This is a genomic window from Metallibacterium scheffleri (assembly GCF_002077135.1).
Lineage (GTDB): Bacteria > Pseudomonadota > Gammaproteobacteria > Xanthomonadales > Rhodanobacteraceae > Metallibacterium > Metallibacterium scheffleri.
On record NZ_LDOS01000002.1, the window covers coordinates 344,380 to 358,400 of the forward strand.

At 67.9% G+C, this 14,021-nt stretch carries 8 protein-coding genes and 1 pseudogene; 7 read left to right on the plus strand and 2 right to left on the minus strand.

Going from position 1 to position 14,021, the window contains the following annotated elements; translation table 11 throughout:
• The first annotated feature begins 34 nt into the window (after positions 1-34).
• From Mschef_RS06740 to Mschef_RS06755, 4 genes are read left to right on the plus strand one after another with little or no spacing between them, the layout of a single operon-like run.
• Positions 35-1,606 (plus strand): alpha-amylase family glycosyl hydrolase, encoded by a 1,572-nt coding sequence (locus tag Mschef_RS06740; RefSeq protein WP_081127085.1) that lies wholly within the window; start codon positions 35-37, stop codon positions 1,604-1,606.
• Positions 1,603-4,020 carry a glycoside hydrolase family 31 protein gene (locus tag Mschef_RS06745; protein ID WP_242426480.1) on the plus strand — a complete coding sequence of 806 codons (2,418 nt, stop codon included), beginning with the start codon at positions 1,603-1,605 and terminating at the stop codon, positions 4,018-4,020. Before Mschef_RS06740 ends, Mschef_RS06745 begins: the two co-directional genes overlap by 4 nt.
• Entirely contained in the window at positions 4,020-6,269 is a 2,250-nt protein-coding gene (locus tag Mschef_RS06750) for a glucosidase family protein (protein WP_242426481.1), read from the plus strand. The genes Mschef_RS06745 and Mschef_RS06750 overlap by 1 nt, the downstream gene beginning before the upstream one ends.
• Positions 6,266-7,789, plus strand: a complete 1,524-nt coding sequence (locus Mschef_RS06755; protein ID WP_081127087.1) for an MFS transporter — start codon at positions 6,266-6,268, stop codon at positions 7,787-7,789. The genes Mschef_RS06750 and Mschef_RS06755 overlap by 4 nt, the downstream gene beginning before the upstream one ends.
• Here the strand turns inward: Mschef_RS06755 and Mschef_RS06760 are convergent, their stop codons facing one another.
• Positions 7,790-8,899: a LacI family DNA-binding transcriptional regulator gene (locus Mschef_RS06760; protein WP_176212417.1), complete on the minus strand. Its 1,110-nt coding sequence runs from the start codon at positions 8,897-8,899 to the stop codon at positions 7,790-7,792.
• A gap of 120 nt (positions 8,900-9,019) precedes the next feature.
• On the opposite strand from Mschef_RS06760, the gene Mschef_RS06765 reads away from it, so the two are divergent.
• Both Mschef_RS06765 and queA read left to right on the plus strand, forming a co-directional pair.
• The gene (locus tag Mschef_RS06765; RefSeq protein WP_136256514.1) at positions 9,020-9,403 is read left to right on the plus strand and encodes a DUF488 domain-containing protein; all 384 of its coding nucleotides are present in this window, start codon (positions 9,020-9,022) and stop codon (positions 9,401-9,403) included.
• 29 nt (positions 9,404-9,432) lie between these two features.
• A complete protein-coding gene (gene queA, locus Mschef_RS06770) occupies positions 9,433-10,467 on the plus strand; it encodes a tRNA preQ1(34) S-adenosylmethionine ribosyltransferase-isomerase QueA (protein WP_081129883.1) in 1,035 nt (344 codons plus the stop codon).
• Between the two features lie 163 nt (positions 10,468-10,630).
• On the opposite strand, the pseudogene Mschef_RS06775 reads toward queA, so the two are convergent.
• Positions 10,631-11,425, minus strand: a pseudogene (locus Mschef_RS06775) (ferritin-like domain-containing protein).
• 429 nt (positions 11,426-11,854) lie between these two features.
• On the opposite strand from Mschef_RS06775, the gene Mschef_RS06780 reads away from it, so the two are divergent.
• Positions 11,855-13,921: a S9 family peptidase gene (locus Mschef_RS06780; protein ID WP_081127088.1), complete on the plus strand. Its 2,067-nt coding sequence runs from the start codon at positions 11,855-11,857 to the stop codon at positions 13,919-13,921.
• Positions 13,922-14,021 lie beyond the last annotated feature (100 nt).

A 14,021-nucleotide genomic window follows, 5' to 3' on the forward strand; every position in this document is an offset into this window, starting at 1 on the left:
CGCATTGCTTGTCGCAGTCATTCTCGCGGGGTGCATGGCAGCTAGCGCCGTTGCGCAGGCGCCCGCCCTGACGCCCGCGACAGCGCGAGCACTCGGTCCGGCGGCGCCCTCGGGCGTGTACTACGAAATCTTCGTGCGTTCGTTTTACGACACGAACGGCGATGGCATCGGCGATCTCGATGGTGTCACCAAGAAGCTGCCTTACCTCGAGAGCCTGGGCGTCAGCGGCATCTGGCTGATACCGATTTTTCCGTCGCCCAGTTATCACGGTTACGACATCACCCACTATCGCGCGATCAATCCGCAGTACGGCACCATGGCCGACTTCGAGCGCCTGGTGAAGGCCGCGCACGCGGATGGCATGAAGGTCATCCTCGACATGGTGATCAATCACACCAGCAACGAGAATCCGTGGTTCCTGGCCTCGCGTGATCCGCACAGCGCCTATCGTGACTGGTACTACTGGGCGAGTCCGGATACTCGACTGGATGCCAAAAGCTCGATGGGAGGGAAGGTGTGGCACAAGTCGGGCAGGCAGCATTACATGGGCATTTTCAGCCGCGACATGCCCGATTTGAATTACCACACGCCGGCGCTGCGCCGGGAAATGATCTCGATCGGCCAGTATTGGCTGAAGCGAGGCGTCAATGGCTATCGCCTCGACGCCGCCAAGTACCTGCTCGACAAGTTCTGGAACCAGCGCCACAGCATGCGTGCCATCGACGCGGATGTGGCGTGGTGGAAGCAGTATCGCGACGGTCTGGACAAGGTTGATCCGCAGACTTACCTGGTGGGCGAAGTGTGGGATTCACACTATCGCCACATGGCGCCCTTTGTCGGCCCCCTCAACGCGGTGTTCGATTTCCCCATGGCCAAACGTCTGGTGGCGAGCGCGGAGACCGGGCACGACGACGGCATCGGTCGCGCCCTGGTGCATATGCAACGGATCTATCGCAGTGCCACCGGCCATTACGTGATGGATGCGCCGCTCCTGAGCAACTTCGATCAGCAGCGCGTGATGACGGATCTGCACGGCAATCTGGACAAGATGAAGGTGGCCGCGGCCATGCTGTTGACCTTGCCCGGCAACCCGTATGTGTATTACGGCGAAGAGATCGGCATGCGCGGCACCAAGCCCGATCCGCTGGATCGTGAGCCGATGCGCTGGAACATCAGCCCGACGGCGCCGGGAGAAACGACATGGGAAACGCCACCGGCCTGGCTGCACGAGGATGTCTCGGTGCAGGCCGAGCAGAATGATCCGCACTCGCTGCTCAACCGCTATCGCGAGTTGATCCACTGGCGCATGCACATCGCGCCGCTGCGCGATGGCGTGGCCGGCGTATACGCCACCGGCAATCCGGCGCTGGTGGCGTGGCGGCTGACCGATCGCGCGGGCAGCGTGCTGGTCGCCCACAATCTTTCCGGGCAGACGCAGCGCCTGACGCTGCACAGCGTGGGTGGCCTGCAATACCAGACGCTGCTGCGCACGACCCGCACGTGGACGGCACTGGACGGCGACGTGCTCAGCCTGCCTGCCTACGGTAGCGCGGTGCTTGAAGGCAGCACGACAGCGACGCAAACAAACTCACGGAGAACACCATGAAGCTACGTGCTGCTGGCGCGGCTTGGCCGGCCCTGATTCTTGCGGCAATGCTGACGCTGAGCGGGCCGCTCCAGGCGCAGACCACGGCGGCCGCGACGGCCGTGCCCCCTGCGGCGACGTCCGCGCGCACGGCTGCTGTTCCCGTGTTCGTCACCACGCACCGCTACGGTTTCGATCTGCGTCAGGGCAACGACGTGATCACGCTGCGCTGGTGGGCGCCGAACATCCTCGAGGTGCATCTGTTGCCCGATGCGCACGCCAGCGCGGATACGCTGGTGCTGGACCCGCACATGCCCTTCATGCACTTCGCGCCGCAGGTGCGCAGCGATGCGGCGGGTGAGGTGTTGCAAACCTCGCCGGCCATGCAGGTGCGCTGGCAGCAGGCGGGCGATCGCCTGAGCATCCGCGATGCGCAGGGCCACACACTGCTGCGCGTGGACGATCTGGCCGCGCTGCGCGATGGGCGTATCGCGCTGCAAAGTAATCCGGCCGATGCGCTGTACGGCCTCGGCGGCTACAGCAAGTCCGATCCTTCCGCAGCCGGCCTGTTGCGCGCTGGACAGTGGACGGTCAAGGCCGGCATGCAGGGTCATCCCGGGGCGCCGTGGCTGTGGAGCAGCGCCGGCTGGGGCGTGCTGGTGGATACGCTGGGCGCGCAGGTGCAGATGCACGCTGGCGCCATCAACTGGACACGGCTGTCCAAGCCCGATACGCATTTCTTCGTCATCACCGGCGCGCCCGACGCGCTGTTCGCCGGTCTGCGCACGCTCAGCGGCGCCGCGCCGCTGTTCCCCAAGTGGTCGCTGGGTTTCATCAACAGCCAGTGGGGCATCGACCAGCGCGAGCTGCTGCACATCGTGCGCAAGTACCGCGCGCTGGACATTCCGCTGGATGCCTTCGCGCTGGATTTCGACTGGAAAGCCTGGGGGCAGAACGACTACGGCGAATTCCGTTGGAACACGAAGAAGTTTCCCGGCGGCCCGGATGGCTCGCTGAAGAAGCAGCTCGACGCGCTGGGCGTGCACCTGATCGGCATCCAGAAACCGCGCATCGGCGTGCATACCATTGAGGGTCAGTACGCCAGCGAGCACGACTTCTGGTTCCCGGGGCTGAAGGCCGAGCCGGATTATTTCTCGCACAAGCTGGTGCAGGATCTGGATTTCGACAATCCCGCCGTGCGCGCGTGGTTTTTCAACCCTGCATTGCGCCACAGCTTTGCCACCGGCATCGTCGGCTGGTGGAACGACGAAGCCGACACCACGCCGGACGACACCCAGTTCATGAACATGCAGCGCGCCGAGTACGACGGCCAGCGCAAGTATTTCCCGGACACGCGCGTGTTCTCGCTCAACCGCGATTTCTATCTGGGCGCGCAGCGCTACGCCTACGCGCTGTGGTCGGGTGACATCGACACCGGTTTCGCCAGCATGGCCGCGCAGCGCGAGCGCATGCTCAGCGCCATCGACGCGGGCGAGATGTGGTGGGGCATGGACGGTGGCGGTTTCCAGGGCCACCCCAGCCCGCAGAACTACGCGCGCTGGATCGAGTTCGACGCGTTTTGCCCGATCTTCCGCGTGCATGGCACGCACGATCAGCGCCGCCAGCCGTGGGTGTACGGGCCGACCGCCGAAGCCGCGGCGGTGGCGGCGATGCGCCTGCGCTACCAGTTGCTGCCCTACATCTACAGTTACGCCTGGCAGGACCACAGCGCCGGCGTCGGCGTGGTGCGCCCGCTGGCCATGGCGTTTCCGGATGACGCCGCCGTGCGCAACGACATCAGCGCCTGGATGTTCGGCGACTGGCTGCTGGTGGCGCCGGTGATGGAGCAGGGCCAGATCGCCAAGACCATCCGGTTGCCGCCCGGCACCTGGACCGAATGGACCACCGGCAAGGTCTATGCCGGCGGCCAGGCCGTGACGCTACCGGTTGATGCAAAAACCTGGTCCGACATTCCGCTGTTCATCCGCGCCGGCGCGATCATCCCGATGCAGCCGGTGATGGAGTACGTGGGCCAGCATCCCGTCACCCAGGTGACGGTGCAGGTGTTTCCCGCCGCGACGCCGAGCACGTTCGAGTATTACGACGACAACGGCAGAAACTACGCCTACGAGCAGGGCGATTACTTCCTGCAGCGCCTGGGCACCCAGCGCGAGGCGCAGGGCGTGCGCCTGTCGCTGGCGCCCGCGCAGGGTCATTACCGGCCCGCGCTGCAGACCTATCTGTTCGCGGTGCACGGCATCGCGGCGCGCGCGGTGCAGGCCGCAGGCGCGCCGCTGGCGCAGCACGCCAGCCTCGCCGCCTTGCAGGCCGGCGCCGCACCCGGCTGGGCGACCGGCCATGACCGCTACGGCGCGGTGACCTGGCTCAAACTGCGCGCAGGCTTCGGCCAGTACCTGCTGCTGGAGTCGCGCTGATGCGTCGCGCCGCGCGGCTCGGCGTGCTGCTGGCGCTGGTGGGGCTGTGCGGGCAGGCGGGCGCGATGGAAGCGTGGCACACGCGACTCACCTGGCAGCAGCGCAGCGCGCGCATGACCCCGGCGGCGGCAGGTGGCTTCGTGCTGCATGCGCCGGATGGCACGCGCGCGATCGCGGCACAGGCGTGGCGTGCCGATACCGCCAGCGTGCTGTTCGATGGCCTGTTCGCCATGGCCCAGAACGACCTGCGCAAGGATGCGGTGTCCGCCATCACCGATCCGGGCTGGAACCACGGCAAGCCCATCGCCTGCGACTGCTTCATCGCCGGCAAGCAATGGCCATTCACCTGGACGCGCGACCTGTCGTATTCCACCGATCTGGCGCTGTGGCGCTTCGATGCGCCGCGCGCGCGGCGTTCGCTGCTGTTCCGCTTGTCGACGGTGCGCGATGCCGCCGCGCCGCAAGGTCTGTACGTGATGCAGGACACCGGCTCGGGCGGCAGTTGGCCGATCAGCACCGACCGCGTGGTGTGGTTTCTCGGCGCACGTCATCTGCTCGGCGACGCGGCGTTTGCACGGAAGACCTGGCGCGCGTTGCGCGACACCCTGGCGCAGGACCGCGAATACGCCTTCGATGCGCGGGTGGGTCTGTATCGCGGCGAGACCTCGTTCATGGACTGGCGCCAGCAAACCTACCCGGGCTGGACCGTCGACAACGTGCGCTTCATCGCGCAGTCCTACGCGCTGTCCACCAACGTGCTGCATGACGAGGCCCTGCAACTCGGCGTGAAACTGGCGCGCGAACACGATGACGCGATGCTCGCGCAGCGCTATGCCCGGCAGGCGGCTGACCTGAAAGCCGCGATCAATCGCTGGTTCTGGAACCCGGCGCGCGGGCTGTACCGCAGTTACCTCGGTGGCGGCGATCCGCCGTTGCCGGTGGACAGCTACGATTTGCTGGGCACCGCGCTGGCCATCACCAGCGGCGTGGCCGAGGGCGCGCGCGCGCAGCAGGCCCTGGACAATTATCCGACGACACCGGCCGGCAGCCCGGTGATCTGGCCCGAGCGCGCCAGCCAGCCCGTGTATCACAACCGCGCGCTGTGGCCGTTCGTCAGCGCCTACGCGCTGCGCGCCGCGCGCGTCACGCGCAATCCGGCGCAGATCGCGCATGCACTGCGCTCGCTGGTGCGCGCCGCGGCGCTCAGCGGCTCGAACATGGAGAACTTCGCGCTGCCGCAGCTCAGCACGCATCTGCCCGGCAAGCTCGGCGGCCCGGTGGTGGACTCGCGCCGGCAACTGTGGTCGGTGGCGGGGTATCTCAACATGGTGGTCGAGGGCGTGTTCGGCATGGAAAGCAATGGCCGCATCGCGCCCGAGATTCCGGTGATTCTGGTGCCGATGCTGTTCGGCGCGCGCGACACGATCAGCCTGCACACGCCGACGCGGAGCGTGATTCTGCAGCGCCCGGCCACGCTCGACGGCAACCTGCTGGTGGCCGATCGCATCACGCGGGAGGGCGTCACCACGCGCGTGCGGCTCAAGGCCATCCGTGTCGCCGCGCCCGCGCTGCGCAGGATGCAACCCGAGTACGCACCGGCGACGCCGGCGCCGGCGCAGGTCCGACGTGCTGGCGCAGCCTGGCAGGTGCGCAGCGCCGTGCCGGCCACGCTGTGGCTGGATGGCCGCGCGCAGGGCCAGCCCGCGTTGCAGTGGCGCATCCCGGCTGGCGCCGCGCGGCAGTGCCTGAGCCTGACCACGCGCGCGCAGGGCGTGGACTCGTTGCCCAGCCAGCCGGTTTGTGTGGGCGAGACGACGCGCGTCGAAGGCGCCTGGCCGCGCAGGTGGAGCGCGCCTGTCAGTGGCGACTACTTCTTGCGATCGGAATACGAAAATACCCATGGCCCGATCAGCACCGGCATCACCGCCGCGGTCAAACGCATCGCGGTGCAGTGTGGTGACGCGCCCGCGCAGATCGTGCCGATGGTGATGCCGCAAGCCATCGGCACGCAGCGCTCGAGCGTGGCGCGCTTCCATGCGCAGGCCGGCGCGCGTTGCAGTTTCAGCGTGCTGCAGGGCTTCAACATGAGCGATCTGACCGCGGCCGCGTTGTATACAGGTGGAGAAGGCGGTGTCAGCGGGCCACTGAACGCGGCGCGAATCGGGGCGCTGCTGATTTCGCCCGCGCCGGCATCGCCAGCGCGCATGGTGCAAGAATCCGCGGCGGTCCCCGCCGGAAGCGCCCCATGAATCGCAAACCCGAGCTGAGCTTCTGGCAAATCTGGAACATGTGTTTCGGTTTTCTCGGCATCCAGTTCGGCTTCGCGCTGCAAAACGCCAACGTCAGCCGCATCCTGCAAACCCTCGGCGCGAAGGTCGACCAGATTCCGATCCTGTGGATCGCCGCGCCGCTGACCGGCCTGCTGGTGCAGCCGATCATCGGCCACTACTCCGATCGTACGTGGACACGGCTGGGCCGGCGCCGGCCGTATTTCCTAGTGGGCGCGTTGCTCAGCACGCTGGCGCTGCTGGTGATGCCCAACGCACCGCTGCTGTGGGTGGCGGCGATCACGCTGTGGATGATGGACGCTTCGTTCAACGTGTCGATGGAGCCGTTTCGCGCCTTCGTCGCCGACCAGTTGCCGGTGGGCCAGCGTGCCGCGGGCTATGCCATGCAGACGTTTTTCATCGGCGTCGGCGCGGTGGTGGCCTCGATCCTGCCCTGGCTGCTGGCGCAACTCGGTTTCGACAACACCGCCGCGCGCGGCATGGTGCCGGAGACCGTGCGCTATTCGTTTTATGCCGGCGCGGCGGTGCTGCTGCTGTCGATGCTGTGGACGGTGGCCAACTCGCGCGAGTATCCACCGCAGCGCCTGGCCGCATTCGCGGACAGCACACCGCTGACTGAAACCCCGATCGACGCGCGCAAGGCGCGGCGCAGCGGCGCGCTGTGGGCGCTGGCCGGCGTGGCCCTGGCCGTGCTCATCCATGTGTTCGCGCTGAAGCCCGAGGTCTACCTGCTGGCGGCCGGACTGCTGGCCTACGGTGTGGCGCTGTTGTGGCTGGCGTGGCACCACGGCGCGCGCGGCGGCGCGCAGGCTACCCACGGCGCGGCGGCGCAGATCCTGGGCGATCTGTACACCATGCCCGAAGCGATGCGGCGTCTGGCCTGGGTGCAGTTTTTTTCGTGGTTCGCGCTGTTCGCGATGTGGATCTACACCACGCCGGCGGTGACCGCGGTGCAGTTTCACAGCAGCGTGCCGACCTCCGCCGCCTACAACGCCGGCGCCAACTGGGTGGGTATCCTGTTCGGCGCCTACAACGGCGTCGCGGCGCTGGCGGCGGTGCTCATCCCGTTCATGGCGCGCGTGCTGGGCCTGCGCCGCACCCACCTGATCAATCTGTGGCTGGGCGCGGCCGGATTGCTGTCGATCACGCTGATCGGCAATCCGCACTGGCTGCTGCTGTCGATGGTCGGCGTGGGCATCGCCTGGGCCTCGATCCTGGCCTTGCCCTATGCGCTGCTGTCCGATCATGTGCCCGCGCAGAAAATGGGCGTGTACATGGGCATCTTCAATTTCTTCATCGTCATTCCGCAACTGCTGGCGGCCAGCGTGCTGGGCCTGCTGCTGAAGACGTTCTTCGGCGATCAGCCGATGGGCGCGCTGGTGCTGGGCGCGCTCAGCCTGTTCATCGCCGGGCTGGCGGTGCTGCGCGTGCAGGAGCCTGCGCGTGCCGTGCTGCGATCCGCGGCGGCAAGCCGTGCCTGATCAGCTGCGCGCCTGACGCCGTGCGCGCCGCGCGCCCGCGGGCAGCGGTGTCACCGTGGCCGGCGTGCGCGCCGGCTGCTGGGCGGCGCCGCAGGACTGGCGCACCATCAGTCGCGGCGGCAGCTTGATCGATTGCACGTCTTCTTCGCGCACCATGCGCAGCAGCGTATCCACCAGCAACTCGCCGGCGTGGCGCGTGTCCTGCTGCACCGTGGTCAGCGGCGGGTGCGTGGACTGCGCCATGGGGATGTCGTCGTAGCCGACCACGGCCACGTCCTCGGGCACGCGCAGGCCGCGCGCGAACAGCGCGCGCATGGCGCCGATGGCGATCAGGTCGCTGGCGGCGAACAGCGCGTCGCAGCGCGCGCCGCGTTCCAGCACCAGGCTGGCTGCCTCGTAGCCGGCACCCTCGGTGGAGATGGCGTCGGCTTGCAGCAGCGGGTCGGGCGTCAAACCGGCTTCGCGCAGTGCGGCCGCGTAGCCTTGGTGGCGCTCCAGAAACTCGGGCGCATGCAATGAGGCATGGCCGAGGAAGCCGATGCGCCGGCGCCCCTGCGCCAGCAGGTGCCGCGTCGCCGCCAGCCCGCCGGCGTGGTTGTCGCCGCCGATCGACAGCCCCGGCTGGTCGGCCAGCACCGCGCCCCAGCGCACGAAGTGCGTGCCTTGCGCGACCAGCGCTTCGAGCCGGCTGCGGTAGTCGAGATAATCGCCGTAGCCGAGCAGGATCAGGCCGTCGGCCTTGTGGCAATCCTCGTAATCGGCGTGCCAGTCGCGCGAGAGTTGCTGGAACGAGATCAGCAGGTCGTAGCCGCGTTGCGCGCAAGCGCGCGTGATCGAGCCCAGCATCGACAGAAAAAACGGATTGATGTTGGACTCATCGATGGTGGGATCCTCGAACAGCAGCAGCGCCAGCGTGCCCGATTGCTGCGTGCGCAGGTTCGAGGCGTTCTTGTCCACCGTGTAGTTGAGCTGTCGCGCCACTTGCAGGATGCGCTCGCGCGTCGCTCGATTCACCGAGGCATGGCCGCGCAGCGCGCGCGACACGGTGGCTTGCGACACACCGGCCAGATGCGCGATGTCCAGCGAATTGGGTTTGCCCTTGATCTGCATGCTCGCTGCCCCGCGCCGTTGCTCGCGCCGAGTCTAGGTCGCGCGGCGCAGCGAATCAGCTTGTGCTGCAACATGGCCGCACGCGGCAAGATGTTGATCCGCAAACCCAAGGCGATGGCTATGAAAGTCGAGATTGAAAACGCTTACATCCATGCGCCGATGCGCGGCGGCTATCGCGTGCTGGTCGATCGGCTGTGGCCGCGTGGACGCAGCAAGGCTCGGCTCGCGCTCGACGCCTGGGCGCGCGATCTGGCGCCAAGCACGCCGTTGCGCCAGTGGTTTGCCCACGATCCGGCGCGCTGGGATGAATTTCGCGCGCGCTACCGCGCCGAGCTGCGCGCTCCCGGGCAGACCGCGCGCCTGCGCGCGCTGCTCGGCGCTGCGGGCGATGGCCCCTTGCGCCTGATTCATGCCGCGCACGATGCTGAGCACAATCACGCCCTGGTGCTGTGCACGCGCCTGCGCCGGCTGGCGGCTGCGGCGCGGCGCGCCGATCGCGGATAATTCGCAGCTGGTACGCGCGGATGTCCGCCTTGAAGAAGTCCGATTTTCACTACGAGTTGCCCGCTGAGCTGATCGCGCAGGCGCCACTGCCCGAGCGCAGCGCCAGCCGCATGCTGATCGTCGATGCCGCGGACGCGGCGTGGCGCGACGCGCGGATCTGCGACCTGCCGGAGCAACTGCGTGCCGGCGACCTGCTGGTGTTCAACGACACGCGCGTGCTGCCGGCGCGACTGCATGCGCGCAAGCAGACCGGTGGCGTCGCCGAGATCCTGATCGAACGCATCAGCGGTAGCCACGAGGTGCGCGCGCAACTGGGCGTCAGCAAGAAGCCGCGCGAAGGCGCGGTATTGACGCTGGCCGACGGCAGCGCGGTGCGCGTGCTGGGCCGCGAAGGTGCGTTCTTTCACCTGCGCTTCGAGGTCGACGAGCCGCTGGAGAATCTGCTGCAGCGCCTCGGCCAGATGCCGCTGCCACCGTACATCACGCGCGCGCCCGATGCCGCCGACGCCGAGCGCTATCAGACCGTGTATGCCCGTCATGCGGGCGCGGTGGCCGCGCCCACCGCCGGACTGCACTTCGACGCGCCGCTGCTGCAGGCGCTGCGCGCGCGAGGCGTGCAGACTGGCTTCGTCACCTTGCATGTCGGCGCGGGCACCTTCCAGCCGCTGCGCAGCGAGCAGGTCGAGGATCACCACATGCACAGCGAGTGGATCAATGTCGGTGCGGCGCTGGTCGAGCAGATCCGGCGCACCCGCGAAGCCGGCGGGCGCGTGCTGGCGGTGGGCACCACGGTGGTGCGCGCGCTGGAAAGCGCCGCGCCCGGCGGCGCGCTGGCGCCTTACGCCGGCGAGACCAGCATCTTCATCCTGCCCGGCTATCGCTTCACCCAGATCGATGGTCTGCTGACCAACTTCCACCTGCCAGAATCGACGCTGCTGATGCTGGTGTCGGCGTTGGCGGGGCGCGAGCTGATGCTGGCTGCTTATCGCCACGCGGTGGACGCGCGCTACCGCTTTTTCTCGTACGGCGATGCCATGCTGATCTGGCCGCGCGCTGCGGGCTGAGAGGCCGTGAAGTTTTCAACCTCTCGGCCCGGCCATGGATGGCCGGGCGCGAAGCGGTCACGCAAGCGGCTGCTTCGCGCAGGCGCGTACGGACCTGTGCCGGACGCGCCGATGAGAAATTCCGCACGACGCGGAATTTTTCACAGACTCTGAGCGCGGCGCTTCAGTGCGGCAGGGCGTCCAGCTCACTGGCGCTGAAGCCGGCGGCGCGACGCGCGGCGAGGTTGTATGGGCCATGCAGGCCGCCGGGCAGGTATTCGTCCAGCAGCGCGCGGAAGGTGACATCCGGCGCCACGCCCTCGCGCACGCAGCACCAGCGGAACTAGCGCGTGCCGGCGGCGACATGCGCCACTTCCTCGCGCAGGATCAGCTCGAGGATCGCCACGGTGGCGTGATCGCCCGCCGCGCGCAGGCGCTCGATCATGCCCGGGGTCACGTCCAGTCCACGCGCTTCGAGTACACGCGGAACCAGCGCCATGCGCGCCAGCACGCTGTGCCGCGTGCGCTGCGCCATGCGCCACAGGCCATCGTGCGCGGGCAGGTCACCGTAGGTCATGCCCAGCTCGTCGAGGCGCGTATTCAACAGGGTGAAGTGCCGCGCCTCGTCGGCGGCGCAGGCGCACCAGTCGCGATAAAAATCCGCGGGCATGTGACGAAAACGCGCGACCGCATCCCAGGCCAGATTGATCGCGTTGAACTCGATGTGCGCCACCGCGTGCACCAGTGCCGTGCGTCCGGCCGCGCTGCCCAGCCCGCGCTTGCGCAACGCGCGCGCATCGACCAGCTCAGGCCGCTGCGGCCGGCCGGGGATGTCGGTGGGCTCGGCGCGCGCGGCATCGTCGCGCACATCCAGCTCGCCGCGCGCGCACGCCGCCGCGACATCACGCGTCAAGCGCGCTTTCTGTACCGGGTCGGTGCAGTCCAGGCATTGCTGCGCGGCGGTGAACAGGGATGCCATGGGGAAATGATAGTTCGCGAGTGGGGATTGGATGCTTGCGTGGCTCAGGCAGCCCCACCCGGGACGCGTCATACCGGCGCAGAGCCTGCCCCGCGCAGGCGGGGGCGGGAATCGCTCAGCAACAGCAGAGCTGGTCATCCCGCGCAGCGCATGGCAGCGCGGCTGGATCCCCGGCTCGCGCTGCGCGCGCCCGTGGATGACGGGGAAAATCGATCGTGCCATGCCCGACGGCATTGCCCGGAAGTCAGCGATCAAGGGAACAGGTTTCAGTCGAGGGCGGTTTGAAATGTTCTGGACCATGACAAGCTCGTCGTCCCCGCGCAGGCGTGGACCCCGTGGCTCGACGCTCCACCGTGCATGACCGATGGCGCTTGCCACGCGCCGCGCGGCGGCCTAGCGTTGCCGGCTATTCGCCGCAGGAGAAATCCCATGTCGTTGCGCAGTCTTGCCTTGGGTCTGGTGCTGATGAGCACCAGCATGCCCGTGATCGCCGCGCCCGACGACGACACCCACCCCATGGACGTGCGCGACATGGTGGCCATGGATCGCGTCGGCGATCCTCGGCTCGGTGCCGATCCGCGCTGGCTGCTGTTCGACGTGCGCAGCATCGACCTCGCCGCCAACAAGGGCGTGTCCGGCGTGTGGGTGCTCGACCTCGAGGCACAGGATGCCGCGCCGCAGCGACTGACCGAGGGCAGCCAGCCGCGTTGGTCGGCCGATGGCAAGAGCATCTTCTATCTGGCCAAGGCCGGCGAGCGCATGCAGGTGTTCCGCATCGCGCCCGGCGGCGGCGCGGCCACGCAGGTCACGGATCTGCAGCTGGACGTGGACGGTTTTCGCGTCTCGCCCGATGGCACGCATCTGGCCATCGCGCTGGGCGTGTTCCCGGACTGCAACGGCGACATCGCCTGCACGCGCGCAAAACTCAACGTGCGCGAAGCCGACAAGGCCAGCGGCCGCGTCTACGACAGGCTGTTCGTGCGTCACTGGGATACCTGGGCCGATGGTCGCCGCAATCAATTGTTCCTGCTCGCGCTGGGCGCCGACGGCAAGGCAGCCGGCACGCCAACACTGCTGACCCGTGGCATCGACGGCGACGTGCCCTCCAAACCCTTCGGCGACGACAGCGAGTACGTGTTCTCGCCGGACGGCAAGACGCTGTACTTCAACGCGCGCATCGCGCGTCACGACGAACCTTGGAGCACCAACTTCGACATCTACCGCGTGGCTATCGAGGGCGATGCCGCGCCGGAAAACCTCACCCCCGGCAACCCCGCCTGGGACGGCTACCCGCTGGTGTCCCCGGACGGCCGCACGCTGTACTACCTGGCGATGAAGCGCCCCGGCTTCGAGGCCGACCGCTTCGCCATCATGGCGCTGGACCTAGACAGCGGAAAACGCCACGAGGTCGCGCCCCAGTGGGATCGCTCGGCGAGCGCGCTCGCGATCAGCGCCGACGGCGGCACGCTGTACACCACCGCCGACGAAGCCGGTCAGCATCCGCTGTTCGCCGTGCGCGTGAGCGATGGCAAGGTCACGCGCCTCAGCGGCGAGGGCACCGTGCACGGCTTCGCGCTGGACGGCCGGGGCGGCATCATCGCCAACTGGCAGGACTTCACCCATCCCGCGGGTCTGTACCGCCTCGGTCCCGGCGAATCGCGCGTGGCGCTCACCCGCTTCAACGACGCGCGCCTCGCCGCGTTGCGCTTCGGCAAGGCCGAGTTCTTCACCTTCAAGGGCTGGAACGGCGAGCCGGTGCAGGGCTACGTGATGACGCCGGTCGATCATGCGCCGGGCAGGAAGTACCCGGTGGCCTTCCTCATCCACGGCGGCCCGCAGGGCGCGTGGACCAACGAGTTCCACTACCGCTGGAACCCGCAGACCTACGCCGCCGCCGGCTTCGCCGTGGTGGCGGTGAATTTCCACGGCTCCACCGGCTACGGCCAAGCCTTCACCGACGCCATCTCCGGCGACTGGGGCGGCAAGCCGCTCACCGACCTCAAGCTGGGCTGGGCCGCGGCGCTGAAGAACTATCCCTTCCTCGACGCCAAGCGCGCCTGCGCGCTGGGCGCCAGCTATGGCGGCTACATGGTGTACTGGATGGCCGGCAAGTGGAACACGCCGTGGAAGTGTTTCGTCGATCACGATGGTGTGTTCGACAGCCGCAGCATGTACTACAGCACCGAGGAACTCTGGTTCGACGAGTGGGAACACCGCGGCCCCGAGTACGAGCACCCGCAGAATTACGAGAAGTTCAACCCGCTGCGCCACGTCAAGGACTGGCGCGTGCCGATGCTGGTGATCCACGGCGGCCTCGACTTCCGCATCCCCGACACCCAGGGACTGGCCGCGTTCACCGCGCTGCAGCGGCGTGGCATCCCCAGCGAGTTCCTGTATTTCCCCGACGAAAACCACTGGGTGGTCAAACCCGCCAACAGCATCCTCTGGCACGACACCGTGCTGAACTGGATGAAGCGCTGGACGGCGGAGGAGTAGCGCGGGCACACGGAGTGACGCTCGCTCAAAGGCGGCTGTCCGCCCATTCCAGTCATGCAAAAGTGAAACTTGCTCTGGTTGCGGATTGCGATGCCTGTTT